This window comes from Streptomyces sp. NPDC050509 (genome assembly GCF_044457965.1).
In the GTDB taxonomy this organism is placed as follows: Bacteria; Actinomycetota; Actinomycetes; order Streptomycetales; family Streptomycetaceae; genus Streptomyces.
In genome coordinates this window covers 15184-33156 of the sequence record NZ_JBITHL010000004.1, presented here as the reverse complement: position 1 = coordinate 33156, position 17973 = coordinate 15184, and the positions used below count along the sequence as shown (strand labels likewise).

Genomic DNA, 17973 nt, shown 5'->3' with positions numbered 1-17973 from the left:
TTCGATAGATAGCTATCGACAATCGATACATGAATCACCTCTTCATCGGCATGCTCCGGGTCGGTATCGCCGCAGCGATCATGTTCGGCCTCTTCGGCCAGATCGTGGTCATCCCGACGACGGCAGCCGACGAGGTCGAACGCTTCCCGCCCTACGGGCCGTTCGCCGTGCCGTACGTGACGGTGGCCATCATCGGCATCGCCTGCGTCCAGGTCGCGCTCGTCGCCACGTGGATGCTGCTCGACATGGTCCAGCGCGACGCGATCTTCACGCCGCTGGCCTTCCGGTGGGTCGACGTCATCATCGGATCCTCGGCCGTGGCGACGCTGCTGGCGCTCGGGGTCACCGGACATCTGGCCGTGTTCGGCATCCCCTCGCCCGGTGACGGCATGGAGCTCATCGGCGCGCTGGGCGCGGCGACGGTGACCGCCGGCGTGGGGGCGGGGTTCGCGATGCTCGTCGTCATCATGCGAAGCCTCCTGCACAAGGCGACGGATCTGCAGACCGAGATCGCCGAAGTCGTCTGATGGCGATCATCATCGACCTCGACGTCCAGCTCGCCCGACGCGGCCTGTCGGTGGGCGAGTTCGCCGCGGCCGTCGGCATCACGCCCGCCAACATCGCCGTGCTGAAGAACGGCCGCGCCAAGGCCGTACGGTTCACGACGCTCGACGCGATCTGCCGCACCCTCGACTGCCAGCCCGGTGACATCCTGCGCTGGGTGCCCGACGAGGCCCCGGCCAACCACTGACCCAGCCCCGGTAGGCCGTGTCCGGAGCCCGGCCGTCCGGTCGCGACCGGTCCTCGCCTTGACACCCCGTCACTTTGCCCAATTCACAGGCGGCTGACAGTCGACGTCCCTACGGTGCCGTGCCCATGACAGACAACAACGATCCCCTCATCCGGCGCCGCACCGTACTGCTCGGGACCGGCGCCACGGCCGCCGCGCTCACCGTCGCCGCCGCCGGCACCAACAAGCTGACGACGACGGAGAACGGGGCCGGCCGCACGGCCCCCGTCGCCGCCACGGCCGTCTGCACGCTCACCAAGGAGCTGACGGAAGGCCCGTACTACCTCGACGGCGCCCTCGTCCGCGCCGACCTCACCGAGGGCAAACCGGGCATCCCCCTCAAGCTGACCCTCACCGTCGTGGACAACAGCACCTGCGCGCCCCTGAACCGGGCGCTCGTGGAGCTGTGGCACAGCGACGCGCTCGGCGAGTACTCCGGCTTCGTCGGCAACAACGGACATCAGGAGCCCGACAACGGCACCTTCCTGCGGGGTGGCGTGCTGACCGGCAGCGACGGCATCGCCCGCATCACGACGATCTACCCGGGCTGGTACCGCGGCCGGTGCATCCACTTCCACGCCAAGGTGCACACGAACGTCACGCTGACCTCTGACGGCTCCTTCAGCGGCGGGCAGGAACTGCACACCGGCCAGCTCTTCGTGGACGAGGCGATCACCGCGGCCGTCGCCCGTGTCTCGCCGTACTCGACCAACACCGTGCCCCGCACCACGCTCGCGCAGGACGGCATCTACGGCAACGGAGGCGCCGCCGCGGGCCTCATGACCGTGACCGGCTCCACCACCGCCGGCTACACCGGCAGCCTGACCCTCGGCATCGACCAGAGCTGACCCCCCACCATCAGGGCGTCGGCGCCCCCGGGGACGCCGACGCCTGCCCCGTCCGCAGGGGGCAGGGGTGTTGGGGGCGGTGGGGGTGGGGTCCGCAGGCGATGAGGCCGAGGTGGAGGAAGCGTCCGCCGGTGGTCCACCAGCCGCCGACGAGGTCTTCGCGGGCGGTCAGTCGCCGGACGATCTCACCGGGGTCGGGCGCGGGGGCGTAGGTGCCGGTGAGGATGCCGGTGTGCTGCTGGAGTTGTTCGGTGTACCAGGCGGCGGCTTCGGTGGGCCGGGGGAAGGTGGCCCGGACGTGGGCGGACGCCTTGAGGAGCCAGTGGGCGGTTTCGAGGGGCATGACGGGGGCGGTGGGGAACTCGGGGTGGCCGGGGCGGCGGTGGGCGTCGCCGGGTGTGACTAGGAGGGTGCCGTGGCCGTGCCAGAGGTAGGCGTGGTGGTGGGGTGACATGGATCTCCCTGGGGGCGGCCCCGTCCCGGGTGGGTTCGGGGCCGCCGTGTCGTTCTGGCGCTCTTGCTTACCGGCGTCCGCAGCCGTCGCCGTCGCCGCAGCCACCGGAGGGGTTGGAGTCGTCCTGGTCGCTGTCGCTGGTGTCGTCTCCGCCGTGCTTGACCGGGGCGGTGGGGTGTCGCATCGTTGGCCTCCTGTGCCGTTGGGTGCAGTTGCCGGGCCCGTTCGTTCGGGCCCTGTCCCGTTCCGGCCGGTCGTTCCTTCGCCGGGAGTACCGGCCGGAGCGGGGGTTCGAGGGGCACAGCAGGAGGCGTAGGCGTACGGGCCTACCGGTCGAGGTGATCGCTGATAAGGCTCACGACGAACACGACCAGCGCCGCCGACGCCAGCACGGGCACCAGCGGAGAACAGCGGTGCCGCGACGTCACCGGACGCCCCGCACACCCACGTCCCTCCGCCGTAGGTACGTGAGAAGCGCGCGCCGCCAGTCCCGCGAGGCGGGCCTGCGGGTACACAGAAGCGGAGGACACCGGGGCCGCGCCCAGCCGGACGCGACGACACCGGCATACGGCCCGGCCACGGAGGCGGCCGGCAGCCCGGCCCCGGCCCGCCCGGCCCCGAACCCCGCACCGGCGGCGCCCCGTTGGCTGCCGGATGGCCCGCTCACCGGGCCACCTCGGCCCACACGGCCTTCCCGAACGGCCGATCCGCCACACCCCAGCACTCCGCCAGCGCCTCGACGATGATCAGCCCCCTGCCCCGGTCACGCTCCTGCGACGCCCCCCGGAACCGGGGCCGCCGCCGCACCGGATCCCGCACCTCCACCCGCACACACGCATCCATGACCGCCAGCACGACCAGCACCGAATCCCCCGGCTCCGTCCCGTACCGCACCGCATTCGTCACCAACTCCGAGACCACGAGCTGAAGATCGTCCACATGCCTCTCACCCGTCTCCGGCACATGGAACGCCACGAACTCACGCACATAGGCACGGGCCGCCCGCACCGACTCGGGGGCGCCGACGAGCAAGAGCTGAGGCGGAGGCCCGATGAGTACGGGCAGCCGAGTGTCCTTCTTTGGGATGAGGTTCACCTGCGTCAGCCAACCGCCCCGGCAGCGGTCTTCCCAGGAAGCTGAAGGACATCAAGCCCTGCCGACGACCGGAAACTTTTACCTACTTGCCCACCACATGACAGCTCCTGTCCCACATCGCTACCTTTGCGGGATGACGCGGAATACGCTTCTGGCAGCACGAATGGCAGCGGCCGGCCTCACCCAGCAGGAGCTCGCAGACTCGCTCAACCTGCGCATCGAATCCTTCACCGGCAGGACGGGAACGGTGACCGATCGTCATGTACGGAACTGGATCGCCGGAAAAACCAAGGCGCCAAGAGCACGACAACGCCGAGCACTTGAAGAGGAATTCGGCTGCTTGGCCGAAGAGTTAGGTTTCGCGGCCACGGCCTGTCGCTCCAGCTCGTCAACCACGTCAGTGCATACGGAGGATCCTGTGCGGCGTCGCGCATTCGCCGGGACCGCTGCCGCAGTCGCGGCAGCAACCATATTCCCCTCTCCATCCGACGCCGCTACGCGGCGCGTCGGCATGGCGGACGCCAACCGTCTGGAAGCCGCTTTCGCGGAGCTCATCGCCGCGGACAACCAGCACGGCGGTACAGCCGATCTGGAGACTCGCGCACTCTCCTTCGTGCAGCGCGCCCTTGAGTTACAGAAGGCCGGGCACGCCTCCCAGCGTGTGCGCTCACGCCTCTACTACCTCGCCGCAGCATTCACCGGCACCGCCGTGTGGGCGGCGCTCGACGCACGGCGGCCGGACCGTGCGGAGCGCCATATCGACCGGGCCATGACTCTGGCAGGGCTCGCCGGCAGCTCCGACATACAACTTTTCCTGTGGGGGCATACGGGGATCCTGTTCAATCAGCAGCAACGCCGGAAAGACGCGCTCGCAGCGGCCGATGCGGGTCGTGCCACACAAGCATGCCGCCGAGATCCGCTGATGCGTTCCCTGGCGGCTTCGCGACTTGCCGTGAACCAAGCCAATTCCGGGGATCATCTGGCGGCCCTCCGCAGCTTCGACCTGGCCGTCGACTCCTTCTCACGAACAGACCTGACGGAACCCCGGCCCACCTGGCTCGGCTTCTACGACCAGTCGGAACTCTTCGGTCTCGGTGCCCTCGCGATGGCGTATCTGGGGCGCCACGACCAGTCCGAGGCGTACCTTCATCGCACCCTCGCCGTGCTGCGTCCCGAATGCGTCCGTAACCGCCAGTACTACACCGCTCATCTGGCGCTGGCACAGCTTCGGCAGCACGACTTCGAGCAGGCCTGCGTCACCGCCGCATCCGTACTGGCCCCCGCAGGAAAAGGTGCACCGACCGGACGCACCGGCCACTTGGCAGCTGCTTTCACCCGCGAGTTGTCCACCGCAGCGCCCGGAGCTCGTACCACCGCCCTGTGGACCGAGCGGTACGCCACCACACAAGGAGGTCACGCATGACCGTCGTTGTCGAGTTGTACACCGCCGGGCAACTGCCCCGGATCCGGCAGACGATTCTCGATCTGCACTCCGAGGTCCGTCACCGGGACTTCGGGCTGACCGGACCCTTCCACGACGTCGAACGGTTCGACGAACGGCTCACCGCCTACGCGGCGCGTCCCGGGTGGACAGCGGCCCTTGGGCGGGACGGTGATGAGGTCGCAGGCTTCTGCTTCGGCATGGCCCTTGGGGCGGGTACCGGCTGGTGGAGTTCGATGACAACGCCCCTGCCGGGCGCGTACACCCGTGAGGACGGCCGCCGCACCGTCGCTCTCAACGAGATCGTCGTCCGCAAACAGTGGCGCGGCCGGGGCGTCGCCCGCCGGATTCACGACACGTGGCTCTCCCGGCGTACGGAGGAACGTGTCACCCTCCTCGTCGACCCCACCGCCGGCAACGGCGCCGTACAGGCCGTCTACGAGGCATGGGGCTACGAGAAGGTCGGCGAACAGCAGCCCTTCCCCGACTCTCCCGTCTTCGCCTCCATGACCAGGCCCCTCACCCGGGCTGGAGACCGCAGTCGTCCATGACCAGGCCGAGCCCCGGTACCGGTCCCCAAGGCATACATGGCCATGTACCTGCCGAAAGAGACCCGGCATTACGGTCCAAGGCTGAACAACTCGTGATCCACCGGAGAGGACTGGCCGCATGAGCGATGACCGGCACGCCAAGGGTTCCGTGAGCTACCTGATGGAGATGGGCGCCCTGAAGCGCTCGAAGCGGTCGGGCTGGTGGATCGTGGGAGTGAAGGACCCCGAGACGATCGCCGAGCACAGCTTCCGTACCGCGGTCATCGGCTCCGTACTGGCCATGATGGAGGGCGCCGACCCCGCACGCGTCGCCCTGCTGTGCACCTTCCACGACACCCAGGAGACGCGGGTCGGTGACATCCCGTGGATCGGCCGCCGCTACCTCGACGCGAAGAAGAACGAGACCGTCACCGCCGACCAGGTCGCCGACGCCCACCCCGCCGTAGCCGCAGGCGTGCAGGCAATCGTCGACGACTACGAGAACGGCGACTCCCTGGAAGTCCTGGTCGCCCATGACGCGGACCAGCTGGAGTGCATGATCCAGGGCCTGGAGTACCTCGAACAGGGCTACCGCAACGCCCAGGAATGGGTCGACAGCACCCGCGCGAAGCTCAAGACCGCCTCAGCCATCGAACTCGCCGACGCCGCACAGGGCATGTCCTCGGCCGATTGGCAACGCACCTACCTGCGCCAACCGTAGCTGTCGCTGCGACCCACCCCGCTACCCCGAGTTCGTCACCCGTCTCCATGTACCTGCGGGAGGAACCTCCATGCGCGTCGGCATCACCGGGCACCGTGCTCTGGCCTGACGGCGCCACACGGTAGCCGGACACCGGGTCGGCCGCGGTCGGGTCTCGGTTCGGGTGCCGGGGGTACGGAGGGGTAGGTTCCGTACGAATGTACGAGGATGGCCTTCACCCCTGGAACCCGTGCGTCGCTTCCGGCGGAGACGAGCGGCGGCGGCGGAAGCGGCCTGGGCGGTGGGTGTGCCGGGGCGCTCGTGCTCGTGCTGGAGGTCCTCGTCGCCCTGGTGATGGGCGTGTTCCTGCTGGCGCGCGGGTGGGATCGGGCGGTGGCGGGCGACGGGCCTCTTGGAACCGTTGTCGAGGCGCCGCCGATGGACTGGACGCCCACGGTCTGGTGCGCCGTGTTCACGCTCGCCGTGGTGTGCGTCGCCGTGGGCTTTCTGCGGACCGGGCACCCCTACGCGGGCGGCGCCCAGTTGTGTGTCGCCGCGTTCGCGCTGCTCGTCACGCTCGGCGTCTGGAACGACGCGTACGACCGCGCCCATCCGGCGCCGCTGCCGCCCTGCCCGACCCGCGCCGGGGTGCTGTGCGAGCCGCGGCTCACGGAGAGCACGGGCGGCCCCGGCCGCTCGGGGCACCAGTGCCGGAGCGGCGGGGACAGCCAGGAGTGCGCGGACAGCGGGGGGGGTGAGCCCCGCCGGAACGGGCCCTGCCCGCCCCGCCTACGAGTGCCCCAGATCCTCCGTGTCCCCGTCCGGCGCCGCGCCCGTCAGGACCGAGCCGCTGTCCCGGGCCGGGCGGAGCGGGAAGGCGTCCGCGCCGACCGAGTCCAGGACCGGGGGCGCCGGGCGCAGGGGTTTGGGCATGACCGCCGCTTCCGAGTGGCCGCCGCAGCCGTACGCCAGGGAGACGACGCGGCCGTCCGCCGGGGAGAACTCGTTCGCGCAGACGCCGAACGCCTGGCGCAGCGAGCCCGCCAGGGGCAGCAGGAAGCCGCAGGAGACGCAGGGAGCGGGTGCCGCCTGGGCCATGGGGGTCTTCGCGCCGAAGGACTCGTCCCAGCGGTCGGCGGCCACGTGGAGCCCGTAGCGGGAGAGGACCCGCGCCCGGCGCATGCCCAGTTCCTCGGCGACCGCCGCGATCGTGCCGCGCGCGGGCACGGCCGGTGCGGCGTCGGTGCCGGGCCCCGCCAGGTCGGAGGCCAGGCCGGCGGCGTCCTCGGCGGCGACCTCGGCCGCGTCCTCCGCCTCGACCAGGTCCGCGAGGTTCCGCGGGGTGACCTCGGGCACCACGGAGTTCGGCGGGGGCATGTCCTCGCCCGAGTAGCCGGGCTCCAGGCGCAGGTCCTCCGCCTCGGTCGGCAGCAGGTCGCCGGGGCCCATGTCGCCGGGGCGCAGCCGCTCGCTCCAGGGCACCCATTCGGGGGCCAGCAGGGAGTCCGAGCCGGGCAGCAGCACCGTTTCGTCCAGCGTGACGTTCTTCGCGCGGGAGGCGCGGGCGACCGTCACCGCCCAGCGCCAGCCCCGGTAACCGGGTTCCTTGCACTCGAAGAAGTGGGTGACGACCCTGTCCCCGTCAGCCACCGCCGTGACATGTTCCCCGACCACACCGGGGGCGGCGGCCTCCTCGGCAGCCGACCGGGCGAGGTCTACCGCCTCGGCGCACAGACGGTCAGGGATTCGGCTTCGCGTCGTCGCAGCACTCACAGGTCTCGCTTCTCTCCTACGCCGTCTCACGGGTGCGCCGGCCGAATCGCGATGTACGAGCCGAGGGCGGAGCGGACCAGAGGGCCGCATCGACGTCCACGCCCGATCTCTCCTCGGGCACGCCTACTGTCATCCATTCTGCGGGATGACAAAGAGGCGCGCGGCCGAGAACAACCGCCGGTGGCGCGCTACGCACGCTACCCTCTCCGTCGCCCGCCGCCCACCTGCACGTCGCCTTTCCCGCGCTTCGGGCCACTCCGCAACCAGGCCGTAACCGAGTGGAACCCCACGGTGAGCTGTGGAGGAGGCTCTCCCGACCGGCCGGGTGAGTTCCCCGGCGTCCTACGGTACGGGCGCGGCGCGACCGGGACGGGGGGCAGACGGGACACGGGAGCCTGACGCCCCGCGCCCCGGCCTCGTGCCCCGCGCCCCGGCCTCGTCCAGGTGTACGTGTCCCCGTCCCCCGCCCGGGTGTATCCGCGCCGGGCGTACGCGTACCCGGCGCCGGCCTGGGCAGACGGCGTCGGGTGAACATCCTCCGGCCCTCCGGCGGCCCGTGCCGGCTCCTCCGTCGCGGGACTGTCACGGCCCCGTCATCCGCCGGATCGGTTCGCGCCAGAGGCCCTTGGGGCACTATGACGAGGTGGCAGCCGTAAGGTCGTCCGACGCGTACGCGTCCGACGGCCCGCTCCGGAGGACCGGGCGGGCCGTCGGACGAGCGCTGCGCCTGCCGTTCACCGCCTCCGCGCGCGGGATCAGGAAGGCGACCCACGCGCACGGCGCGGGCGAGTCCGGGCTCGGCAAGCTGATCGAGCTGCACGCAGTGAACGGCGCGGGCGATGTCATGATCACCGTCGCGCTCGCCTCGACCGTCTTCTTCTCCGTGCCGACCGACGAGGCGCGCGGCCGGGTCGCGCTCTACCTCGCCGTCACGATGGCGCCCTTCGCCCTGCTCGCCCCGGTCATCGGCCCGCTCCTGGACCGCCTGCCGCACGGCCGCCGCGCCGCCATGGCCACCGCCATGCTGACCCGCGCCGTCCTCGCGATCGCCATGTCGACCGCGGTGATCACCGGGGGCCTGGAGCTGTATCCGGCGGCGCTCGGGGTGCTGGTCGCCTCGAAGGCGTACGGGGTGGTGCGCAGCGCGGTGGTGCCCCGGCTGCTGCCGCCGCGCTTCTCGCTCGTACGCGCCAACTCCCGCGTCACGCTCGCCGGTCTGCTGGCCACCGGTGTGGCGGCGCCGATCGCCGCCGGGCTGCATCTGATCGGGCCGCGGGGGCCGCTGTACGGGGCCTGTCTGATCTTCCTCGGCGGTACGGTCCTGGCGTTCACGCTGCCGCCCACGGTGGACTCGGCGAAGGGGGAGCGCAAGGCCCGGCTGGTCACCGTGGACCACGGCAGGAACGGCCGGGGGGAGAAGGAGCGGCGGCCCACGCTGCGGACGGTCGGCCCCTCCGTACTCCACGGTCTCCAGGCCAACGCCTCGCACCGCCTCCTCTCCGGCTTCCTGACCTTCTTCCTCGCCTTCCTCCTGCGCGAACACCCGATCGCCGGGCAGAACGCGGCCGTCTCCCTCGGCATCGTCGGTGTCGCGGCCGGCGCGGGCAACGCGCTCGGTACGACGGTCGGCGCCTGGCTCAAGGCGCGCGGCCCCGAGGTGATCATCGCCACGATGCTGGGCATCGCCCTGTTCACCACGGTCCTGGCGGCGCTGCTCTTCGGCGGCGTGATGATGGCGGTGCTGTGCGCGGTCGCCGGGTTCTCGCAGGCGCTGTCGAAGCTGTCCCTGGACGCGGTGATCCAGCGCGACGTCCCGGAGGAGGTACGGACGTCCGCGTTCGCCCGCTCCGAGACGCTGCTCCAGATGTCCTGGGTGGTCGGGGGCGCGATCGGTATCGCGCTGCCGCTCAACGGGGTGCTGGGGATGGGCGTGGCGGCGGGCATCCTGGCGCTGGGGGCGCTCGTGGCCGTACGGGGACTGCTGACCACGGCGCGGCGCGGCTCGCCGCACCCGCGTGTGGCGTGAACCGGGGCGGGCGATAGCCTTCCGCCCATGACCGTTGCGTTCTTCTCTGGTAGGTACCGCCGGGCCGGCGCCGCCCTCGGCGCGGTGTCCGCCGGACTCCTCGTCCTCGCCGCCTGTGACAAGCCGACGCCGCTCGCGACCGTGACGGTCAACAGCGACTCGGTCAACACCGAGGCGGCCTGCTACAACGACGGCAAGGCCATCAAGGAGGCGGACATGCAGCCTTGCCTCAACAAGAAGGCCGACAGGACGCTGACGGTCGCCGTGGACGACAAGATCCGCTTCGGTGTCGACCCGGAGATCGCCGAGCGCGGCTGGACACTCTTCATCAACGGCCAGCCCGCCGAGCAGGAGCCGTACAAGAAGACGTACCGGACCATCCCGGCCAGCGCGTTCTTCTCCAGCCAGACCGGTGAGACGACCAACGAGACGCAGGTCAGCGTGGTCGAGACCTCGGGCAAGTCCCTGACCGGTGTCTGGCACTTCCAGTTCAAGAAGAGCTAGCTCCCGCTTCTGCTCCCGCTCCTGCTCCTGAGCCGTCCCGGTCGTCGCCGGCCGACCCCGCCCCTCGCTGATCCGCCCCTGACCGTCGCTTCGAGAGGTTCCGTCATGCGTGTACTGGTCGTGACGGCCGTGGCGGCGGAGGCCGACGCCGTGGCCGCCGGGCTCGGCCGGTACGCGGCCAGTGGGGTACGGGAGCTGACCGGCGGTTACGAGATGACGGGCCACGCCCAGTACACGCCGCGGCCCGGCTCCGTGCAGATACCGGTGATCGACGTCATGGCGGGCGGGGTCGGCCCGACGGCCGCCGCGGTCGCCACGGCGACTGCGCTCGCGTCCTCCCCGTACGACCCTCCGTACCATCTCGTCGTCTCGGCGGGGATCGGCGGCGGCTTCGCGCCGCACGCGCCGATCGGCTCGCTCGTCGTCGCGGACTCGATGGTCGCGGCCGATCTGGGCGCGGACTCCCCCGACGGCTTCGCCGCCGTCGACGAACTGGGCTTCGGCCGCTCCGTACACCGTCCGCCCGCCGAACTCGCGGCCAGGATGGCGGCGGTGCTGAACACGGACCCCGCCGTCCCCGCGCTCCTCGCGCCCGTCCTGACCGTCTCGACGGCGACCGGCACGGCCGCGCGTACGGCGGAGCTGACCGCGCGTCATCCGCGGGCCGCGGCGGAGGCGATGGAGGGGTACGGGGTCGCGGAGGCCGCCGCCGTCCACGGCGTACCGTGTACGGAGGTCCGCGCGATCTCGAACGCCGTCGGCCCGCGCGACCGCGCGTCGTGGCAGATCGGCCGGGCGCTGGAGTCGCTGCGGAACGCGTTCACCCTGCTCACCCCCGTTTTCGAGGAGCCGTCATGACGCCCTCCACTTCCGCTTCCACGGCGCCGCTTCGGATCGCGTACTCGCCGTGCCCGAACGACACGTTCGTCTTCGACGCCTGGGCACACGGCCGGGTGGCGGGGGCGCCGGAACTCGACGTCACGTTCGCGGACATCGACATCACCAACGGCATGGCGGAGCGCGGCGAGTTCGACGTCCTGAAGGTCTCGTACGCCGTACTCCCCTGGATCCTCGACGAGTTCACGCTGCTGCCCTGCGGCGGCGCGCTGGGCCGCGGCTGCGGTCCGCTGGTCCTCACGAAGGAGCCGGGCACCGACCTGACCGGGAAGACCGTCGCCGTACCGAGCGAGCGCTCGACGGCGTATCTGCTCTTCCGGCAGTGGGCGGCCGACGTGGTCCCCGGCGGGGTGGGCGAGATCGTCGTCCTGCCCTTCCACGAGATCATGCCGGCGGTACGGGACGGCAAGGTGGACGCCGGACTCGTCATCCACGAGGCGCGCTTCACCTATCAGAACTACGGGCTGCACTGCCTGGCCGACATGGGCGAGCACTGGGAGTCCACGACGGGCCTGCCGATCCCGCTGGGCGCGATCGTCGCGAAGCGCTCCCTGGGCGAGGACACCCTGCGGCTGCTGGCGGACTCGGTCCGCCGCTCGGTCCGGATGGCCTGGGACGACCCGGAGGCGTCGCGTCCGTACGTACAGGAGCACGCCCAGGAGATGGACCCGGGCGTCGCGGACCAGCACATCGGCCTGTACGTCAACGAGTTCACCGCGGACCTGGGCGAGGACGGCTACGCCGCCATCCGCGGCCTCCTGACCCGCGCGGCGGCGGAAGGCCTGGTTCCGGCCCTCCCGGCGGACGCCCTGCGTTTCGTCTGAGCCACTCCCTCGGCACGGGTCGGGGAGGCGCGGAAGAAGGCCGGAGCGGGGACGTGACGCCATGTCGGTGGGACATGAGGTGACGTGCGCGCTCCGGCCTTCGGGGTACGGCTACGGGCGTGAGGCGGCCGGCGGTCAGACGTCCAACTGGTCGGCCACCGCGCGGAGCAGGCCCGCGATCTTCGCGCCGTGGACCTTGTCGGGGTAGCGGCCCCGCTCCAGCATCGGGGTGATGTTCTCCAGCAGCGTCGTCAGATCCTGCACGATCGAGGCCAGTTCGTCCGGCTTGCGGCGCTGGGCCGCCGCCACCGAGGGCGTCGGGTCGAGGACCGTCACGGAGAGCGCCTGGTCACCGCGCTGGCCCGCGACGACACCGAACTCCACACGCTGGCCCGGCTTGAGGGCGTCGACTCCGTCGGGGAGGACCGACGAGTGGACGAAGACGTCGCCGCCGTCGTCGCGGGAGAGAAAGCCGAAGCCCTTCTCGCTGTTGAACCACTTGACCTTGCCGGTAGGCACGTCTGTCCTCGTCCTTGTACTCGTTGGGGCGCTGGCGCGCGCGAAACGGCTCTGGATAGCACTACAGCGGGTCGTCGACCCGCCACACCCAAGGCTAATGGCCCAGGGGCTGGTGACAAGACGTTGCCGGACGGTTCCTGTCCGCTGCCTTCCGCAGGGAACTACCCTGGTGAGGTGACTGCTACTCCTGCACCCCGATCAACAGGCCGGCCGATGGGCTCCGCGCGCGACGAGGCCGGACCCGGTGACGGTCTGGTCCGGGCCGGTGCGATCGTCTTCATCCTCGGTGCCGTGGCCACCCTCGTCACGGTGACGCCGCTGTTCCTCGGCTCGGACCCGTTCCCGACGATCGCCTACGCCGTCTCGATGCTGATGGGCGTGGGGTTCGCCGTCGCCGGCGCGGGCGTCCTGCGCTCGGTCGCAGCCCAGCGCAGCCGCGACAAGGGCTGAAGGGCCGGGTACGTCAGAGCGCCGTCGAGTTGCCGACGTACCCCTCCAGCCAGGCCGGGAACGCCGTCAGATCCGTCAGGACGACGTCCGCCCCCTCCGTACGCAGCTCCTCCTCGTCGCACGGACCCGTCGGTACGGCCACGGAGAGCGCCCCCGCCGTACGCGCCCCGCGCACATCGCCGGTGTGGTCCCCGACGTACACCGACGCGCCGTGCTCGCGCAGCGCCTCGCCCTTGGCCTCGGCCCACAGCCAGCCGATGACCGCGTCCGGCTCGATGCCGAGGTGGCCGAGGTGGAGCTCGGCGTTCGGCTCGTGCTTGGCGGTGACGACGATCGCGCGGCCACCGAGCGCCTGGACTGCGGCTATCGCCTCGCGGGCGCCGGGCAGCGCCAGGGTCGGGGCGATGGCGAATGTGGGATAGATCTCCCTGTACCGGTCGCCCATCTCCGCGATCCGCGCCTCGGGGAACCAGTGCCTCAGCTCCTGGTCGAGCGGCGGGCCTAGCCGGCTGACGGCGAGGTCGGCGTCGATGTGCACCCCGGTCTCGGCGGAAAGCGCCTGATAGACGGCGTGGATACCGGGCCGTGAGTCGATGAGGGTCATGTCGAGGTCGAAGCCGACCACCGGCCCCGGACGGTCCGTACGCGATGCCGCCGATGCCGTGGATGCCGTCGTTGTCGTCGATGTCGTGGAGGGTGCCATGCGGGCCATTCTGCCCGGGGCGCCCGCGGGCAGGTCGGCCCCGTGAGGTGGCTTGATCCGGGTGCTTAGACTTAGCCAAGCCTTACCCACTCTCTCCGCCAAGCCTTACCGCCCTCTCCGACGTCTCCGCCCCCGACCGCGCCGACCGCCTCCGATGGGTTCCGATGCCAGTCGCCGTCGTCCCGACGACCCCGCCGCCCCGTACCGCAAGGGGCGGACTCGTCGTCCGCCGGATCGGCTGGACGGTGGCCGGGGTCGTGGCCGTCCTGCTCGCGGTCCTGCTGAGCCTCGCCGTCGGGGCGCGGGCCGTCGCCCCGTCCACCGTCGTCGACGCGCTGCTGGGCACCGGGCACGGGGACGACGCCGAGGTCATCCGCCAACTCCGCGTCCCGCGCACGCTGATCGGGCTGATGGTCGGCGCGGCGCTCGCCCTCGCCGGTACGGCACTCCAGGGCATCACCCGCAACCCGATCGCCGACCCCGGCATCCTCGGCGTCAGCCAGGGCGCCTCGGTGGGCGTCGTCCTGGCCATCGCCTTCGCCGGGGTGCACACCCTGACCGGCTACGTGTGGTTCGCGTTCGCGGGCGCGGGCGTCGCCTCCGTCGCCGTGTACGCGATCGCCGCCCGGGGGCGCGGCGGCGCGACCCCCGTCAAGCTCGCCCTCGGCGGCGCGGCGATCAACGCGCTGCTGGTGTCGGTGACGATGGCGGTCCTGACGACGAGCGCGGCGACACTGGACGAGTTCCGCTTCTGGCAGGTGGGGTCGCTCGCCGGCCGGAACGCCGAAGTGGCCGGTCAGGTCTGGCCGTTCCTGCTCGTCGGTACGGTCCTGGTGGTCTCCGTGGCGCGTGGTCTGAACGCGCTGGCGCTCGGCGAGGACGTCGCGAAGGGGCTGGGCCAGAACGTCGGGGCGGTACGGATCCTGGGCGGCGTCGGCGCGACCGTGCTGACGGGCGTGGGCGTCGCGGCGGCGGGGCCGATCGCCTTCATCGGGCTGGCCGTTCCGCACATCGCCCGCGCGCTGGTCGGCACCGACCACCGCTGGGTGCTCCCGATGGCCGCGCTGATCGGTCCCGTCATGCTGCTGGTCTCCGATGTGATCGGCCGGATCGTCTTCCCGCCGAGCGAGGTTCCCGCGGGGGTGATGACGGCGCTGATCGGGGTGCCGTTCCTGGTCACGCTCGTACGGCGGAAGGCGGTGCCCGCGTGAGCGTCACGACGAGGACCCCGGTGGACGCCGTACCGGCACGGTCCGGCGTGCGGCCCGCCGGGTACACGCGGATACGGGCCGCGCGGGCGTCGTTCCTGCTGCACCGGCGCTCCGCCGTCGCCGCCGCCGGGCTCGCCGTCCTCCTCGCCGCCGTGTGCGTCGCGTATCTGAGCGTGGGCGAGAGCTTCGTACCCCCCGCCGAGGTCCTGAAGGTCCTCACCGGGCAGCCGTCCGCGCAGGAGCTGGTCGTCGGGACGCTGCGGCTGCCGCGCATGGTGGTCGGGCTGCTCGTCGGGCTCGCGTTCGGCGTCGCGGGCGCGCTGATCCAGACCGTCGCCCGCAACCCGCTCGCCAGCCCCGACATCATCGGCGTCAGCCAGGGCGCGAGCGCGCTCACGGTCGGCGCGATGACCTACGGGGTGACGTCCTTCTCCGTACTCCCCTATCTCTCCGTCACCGGTGGGATCGTGGCGGCGGCGCTGGTGTACGTCTTCGCGTGGCGCGGTGGCCTGCACGCCACGCGCTTCGTGCTCATCGGGATCGGCTTCGCGATCGCGCTGCGCTCGATCACCACGCTCTTCCTGACCAAGGGCGACTACCTGGTCGCCCAGCAGGCCCAGGTCTGGATGACGGGCTCACTCAACGGGCGCGGCTGGGACGTGGCCACACCGCTCGGCTGGGTGCTGCTGGCTGCCGTGCCCGCGGTGGCGTGGGCGGCGTACGCGCAGCGCACGGTCTCGATGGACGACGACACCGCCACCGCGCTCGGTGTACGGCTCGGGCGCGTCCGGCTCGGTCTGGTGCTGCTCGGTGTGGTGCTGGCGTCGGTGGCGACGGGCGCGGCGGGACCGGTGGACTTCGTGGCCCTGCTGGCGCCGCAGATCGCCCGGCGCATGACGCGTACGGCGCAGATCCCGCTGGTGTGCTCGGCGCTGATGGGCGCGGTGATCGTCGTCCTGGCTGATCTCCTGGCGCGCAGGCTGTTCTCGCCGACCGAACTGCCGGTGGGGGTACTGACGGCGGCGGTGGGCGCCCCGTATCTGATCTGGCTGATCATCCGCGGACGCACCGCGGGAACCGGCACGGGAGGCAAGGGATGAGCAAGCTCGTCGCGCGTGAGCTGACGCTCGCCTACGAGGACCGTACGGTCGTCCACGCACTGGACCTGGCCGTACCCGACGGGCGGGTGACCGTCATCGTCGGCCCGAACGCCTGCGGCAAGTCGACCACCCTGCGCGCGCTGGGCCGGCTGCTGCGGCCGAAGGGCGGTTCCGTCCTGCTCGACGGTACGGAGCTGGCGCGCATCCCGACCCGGCGGATCGCGCAGTCGATCGGCCTGCTGCCGCAGTCGCCGGTGGCGCCGGAGGCGATCACGGTCGCCGACCTGGTCGCGCGGGGCCGGCAGCCGCACCAGCACTGGTGGCAGCAGTGGTCGGACGAGGACGAGCGCGCGGTGACCGACGCGATGGCCCGTACGGACGTGACCGCGCTCGCGGAGCGGCCGGTGGACGAGCTGTCGGGCGGGCAGCGCCAGCGGGTCTGGATCGCGATGGCGCTGGCCCAGGAGACGGAACTGCTCCTCCTGGACGAACCGACGACCTTCCTGGACATCGCGCACCAGGTGGAGGTCCTGGACCTGGTACGCCGCCTCAACCACGAGCAGGGCCGTACGGTCGTGATCGTGCTCCACGACCTCAACCAGGCGGCCCGGTACGCGGATCACCTGGTCGCCATGAAGGCGGGCCGCATCGTGGCGGAGGGCGCGCCGGGGGAGATCGTCACGGCGGAGCTGGTACGGGAGGTCTTCGGGCTGGAGTCGGTGGTGGTCCCCGACCCGGTGACGGGGTCACCGCTGGTCGTGCCGGGGGCGCCGTACAGCCCGAAGGCCGGGGAAGCAGGGGCGGACGGGAACGCCGTGGTGGCCGGGGGCGGATCAGCCGGGTGACGCCGTTCGGCCGGCCGCGCACTCGAAGGCGTGGTGCCCGCTGGACAGCCGCTCGACGGAGAGCACGCCGAAGTCCGCCGCGCTCAGCAGCGCGCGCAGATCGTCGTGGCGCCCGAAGCTGCGGGTCTCCTTTCCGCAGATCACCGTCTGGAAGAGGGAGTGGGCCGCGTCCGATTCCGTCTCCAGGAGCGGTTCCATCACGATCAGCCGGGGCCGCGGCACCCCCGGGGCGTGCGTCCGCGCGGTACGGGTCATCGCCCGGCGTACCGCGCTGAGGATGCGTACGCCGCCCTCGTGGGACCAGTCGTGCAGGACGTTCTTGAGCAGATAGAGGTCACCTCCCTCGGACACCTCCTGGAAGATGTCCGAGGGGTGGAACCTGAGCCGGCCGGCGAGGGGGTGTCCGGCGGTCGCGGCCAGCCTGGCGTCCGCCCGTTCGCAGACGCTCGGCCGGTCGACGCAGACGCCTTCCAGGTGCGGGTTCCCCGTCAGGATCGACATGATCATCGTGCCGTCGCCGCCGCCGACATCGACCACCCGCCGCACCCCGGAGAAGTCGAACCGCTCCACGAGCGCGGCGGCTGCCGGAACCGCCAGCTCCGCCATCGCCGCGTCGAAGACGCCTTCCGCCTCCGGGGTGCGTCCCAGGTACTCGTAGAGCGGGACGCCGAAGACCTGCTCGAACCCGGACCGTCCGGTACGGGCGGTCTCCAGCAGCCCGCCGAAGGCGTCGTCGTACGTCTCGGCCAGCAGGATGACGAAGTTCCGCAGGGATCCCGGGTGATCGCTCCTCAGCGCGGCGGAGCCCGCCGCCAGTCCGAAGGCCCCGTGGCGGTCGCGCTCGAAGATCCCGCACGTGACGAGCACCTGGAGGAGGAGGGGCAGTACGTCGCGGTCGGCCCCGGTGCGTTCGGCGATCTCGTCGGCCGGCAGGAAGCCGCCGTCCAGCACATCGGCGATACGCAGCCTGGCCGCCACCGCCAGTACGCGCGAGGCGCAACCGCCCCCCGCGATCTCCATGAGACGCGTGGCGTCCCCCGGGGCTTCCCCCGGAGCTTCCTCGTGGCCGATCCGTCCGTCGCTCACAGTACGCCGCCTTCGCCTAGGCCGTCCGCAGGGCGCCAGGAACAACGAGGCGGAGGGACCGGGAGAAACGGCCCGGGACGCCGGACGGCCCACGTACATGTGAACACCCGCGGCCCCGTACGGATGAACCCGCGCGCTTCCTGAGGCGCCGACCGCCGCTGGTCGGCAGGGTGTTCA

Annotated in this window: 21 protein-coding genes; 14 read left to right on the top strand and 7 right to left on the bottom strand. The window is 71.6% G+C overall.

The genetic code is table 11. From position 1 onward, the window contains the following. The first annotated feature begins 29 nt into the window (after positions 1-29). The 3 genes from ACIBJC_RS12655 (at position 30) to ACIBJC_RS12645 (ending at position 1638) form a co-directional block, all read left to right on the top strand. Positions 30-527, top strand: coding sequence for a DUF2975 domain-containing protein (locus ACIBJC_RS12655; RefSeq protein WP_399291331.1), 498 nt, complete (start codon positions 30-32; stop codon positions 525-527). Continuing rightward, positions 527-751, top strand: a complete 225-nt coding sequence (locus ACIBJC_RS12650) for a helix-turn-helix domain-containing protein (protein WP_399291328.1) — start codon at positions 527-529, stop codon at positions 749-751. Before ACIBJC_RS12655 ends, ACIBJC_RS12650 begins: the two co-directional genes overlap by 1 nt. Before the next feature lie 125 nt (positions 752-876). Then, entirely contained in the window at positions 877-1638 is a 762-nt protein-coding gene (locus tag ACIBJC_RS12645; RefSeq protein WP_399291325.1) for an intradiol ring-cleavage dioxygenase, read from the top strand. A gap of 10 nt (positions 1639-1648) precedes the next feature. On the opposite strand, the gene ACIBJC_RS12640 is transcribed toward ACIBJC_RS12645, so the two are convergent. Next, positions 1649-2092: a hypothetical protein gene (locus ACIBJC_RS12640; RefSeq protein WP_399291322.1), complete on the bottom strand. Its 444-nt coding sequence runs from the start codon at positions 2090-2092 to the stop codon at positions 1649-1651. A 663-nt stretch (positions 2093-2755) separates the two neighbouring features. Continuing rightward, complete coding sequence (locus ACIBJC_RS12635; RefSeq protein WP_399291319.1) at positions 2756-3187, bottom strand: ATP-binding protein; 432 nt, start codon at positions 3185-3187, stop codon at positions 2756-2758. A 133-nt stretch (positions 3188-3320) separates the two neighbouring features. Here ACIBJC_RS12635 and ACIBJC_RS12630 point away from each other — a divergent pair, with 133 nt between their 5' ends. The 3 genes from ACIBJC_RS12630 to ACIBJC_RS12620 all read left to right on the top strand — a co-directional run bounded on the left by ACIBJC_RS12630 (position 3321) and on the right by ACIBJC_RS12620 (position 5879). After that, positions 3321-4610 (top strand): Tat pathway signal protein, encoded by a 1290-nt coding sequence (locus tag ACIBJC_RS12630; RefSeq protein ID WP_399291316.1) that lies wholly within the window; start codon positions 3321-3323, stop codon positions 4608-4610. After that, positions 4607-5179 (top strand): GNAT family N-acetyltransferase, encoded by a 573-nt coding sequence (locus tag ACIBJC_RS12625; RefSeq protein WP_399291313.1) that lies wholly within the window; start codon positions 4607-4609, stop codon positions 5177-5179. Before ACIBJC_RS12630 ends, ACIBJC_RS12625 begins: the two co-directional genes overlap by 4 nt. A gap of 118 nt (positions 5180-5297) precedes the next feature. Continuing rightward, on the top strand, positions 5298-5879 hold the full coding sequence (locus ACIBJC_RS12620) for an HD family hydrolase (protein WP_399291310.1): 582 nt from the start codon (positions 5298-5300) through the stop codon (positions 5877-5879). 503 nt (positions 5880-6382) lie between these two features. Here ACIBJC_RS12620 and ACIBJC_RS12615 read toward each other — a convergent pair. Next, positions 6383-6538: a hypothetical protein gene (locus ACIBJC_RS12615; RefSeq protein WP_399291306.1), complete on the bottom strand. Its 156-nt coding sequence runs from the start codon at positions 6536-6538 to the stop codon at positions 6383-6385. Positions 6539-6647: 109 nt separating this feature from the next. Then, complete coding sequence (locus ACIBJC_RS12610) at positions 6648-7631, bottom strand: DUF3027 domain-containing protein (protein WP_399291304.1); 984 nt, start codon at positions 7629-7631, stop codon at positions 6648-6650. Between the two features lie 643 nt (positions 7632-8274). Here ACIBJC_RS12610 and ACIBJC_RS12605 point away from each other — a divergent pair. From ACIBJC_RS12605 to ACIBJC_RS12590, 4 genes are all read left to right on the top strand, one after another. Further along, complete coding sequence (locus ACIBJC_RS12605; protein WP_399291302.1) at positions 8275-9657, top strand: MFS transporter; 1383 nt, start codon at positions 8275-8277, stop codon at positions 9655-9657. A gap of 27 nt (positions 9658-9684) precedes the next feature. Next, entirely contained in the window at positions 9685-10161 is a 477-nt protein-coding gene (locus ACIBJC_RS12600; RefSeq protein ID WP_329824939.1) for a DUF2771 domain-containing protein, read from the top strand. Between the two features lie 105 nt (positions 10162-10266). Beyond that, positions 10267-11019, top strand: coding sequence for a futalosine hydrolase (locus ACIBJC_RS12595; RefSeq protein WP_399291300.1), 753 nt, complete (start codon positions 10267-10269; stop codon positions 11017-11019). Further along, the gene (locus ACIBJC_RS12590; RefSeq protein WP_399291297.1) at positions 11016-11882 is read left to right on the top strand and encodes a 1,4-dihydroxy-6-naphthoate synthase; all 867 of its coding nucleotides are present in this window, start codon (positions 11016-11018) and stop codon (positions 11880-11882) included. Before ACIBJC_RS12595 ends, ACIBJC_RS12590 begins: the two co-directional genes overlap by 4 nt. Before the next feature lie 135 nt (positions 11883-12017). On the opposite strand, the gene ACIBJC_RS12585 is transcribed toward ACIBJC_RS12590, so the two are convergent. Next, positions 12018-12401, bottom strand: a complete 384-nt coding sequence (locus ACIBJC_RS12585) for a cold-shock protein (protein WP_329824936.1) — start codon at positions 12399-12401, stop codon at positions 12018-12020. Between the two features lie 213 nt (positions 12402-12614). Between ACIBJC_RS12585 and ACIBJC_RS12580 the strand changes: the two genes are divergently transcribed. Next, positions 12615-12851, top strand: a complete 237-nt coding sequence (locus ACIBJC_RS12580; protein ID WP_399292307.1) for a hypothetical protein — start codon at positions 12615-12617, stop codon at positions 12849-12851. A 13-nt stretch (positions 12852-12864) separates the two neighbouring features. On the opposite strand, the gene ACIBJC_RS12575 is transcribed toward ACIBJC_RS12580, so the two are convergent. After that, complete coding sequence (locus tag ACIBJC_RS12575; protein WP_399291293.1) at positions 12865-13563, bottom strand: HAD family hydrolase; 699 nt, start codon at positions 13561-13563, stop codon at positions 12865-12867. A gap of 155 nt (positions 13564-13718) precedes the next feature. Here ACIBJC_RS12575 and ACIBJC_RS12570 point away from each other — a divergent pair, with 155 nt between their 5' ends. The 3 genes from ACIBJC_RS12570 to ACIBJC_RS12560 are packed head-to-tail and all read left to right on the top strand — an operon-like array spanning position 13719 to position 16710. Further along, positions 13719-14765: a FecCD family ABC transporter permease gene (locus ACIBJC_RS12570; RefSeq protein ID WP_399291290.1), complete on the top strand. Its 1047-nt coding sequence runs from the start codon at positions 13719-13721 to the stop codon at positions 14763-14765. Further along, the gene (locus ACIBJC_RS12565) at positions 14762-15865 is read left to right on the top strand and encodes a FecCD family ABC transporter permease (protein WP_399291287.1); all 1104 of its coding nucleotides are present in this window, start codon (positions 14762-14764) and stop codon (positions 15863-15865) included. The genes ACIBJC_RS12570 and ACIBJC_RS12565 overlap by 4 nt, the downstream gene beginning before the upstream one ends. Further along, positions 15862-16710, top strand: coding sequence for an ABC transporter ATP-binding protein (locus ACIBJC_RS12560; RefSeq protein ID WP_399291284.1), 849 nt, complete (start codon positions 15862-15864; stop codon positions 16708-16710). Before ACIBJC_RS12565 ends, ACIBJC_RS12560 begins: the two co-directional genes overlap by 4 nt. On the opposite strand, the gene ACIBJC_RS12555 is transcribed toward ACIBJC_RS12560, so the two are convergent. Next, the gene (locus ACIBJC_RS12555; protein ID WP_399291281.1) at positions 16699-17796 is read right to left on the bottom strand and encodes a methyltransferase; all 1098 of its coding nucleotides are present in this window, start codon (positions 17794-17796) and stop codon (positions 16699-16701) included. The genes ACIBJC_RS12560 and ACIBJC_RS12555 overlap by 12 nt on opposite strands. Between the last annotated feature and the right edge of the window lie 177 nt (positions 17797-17973).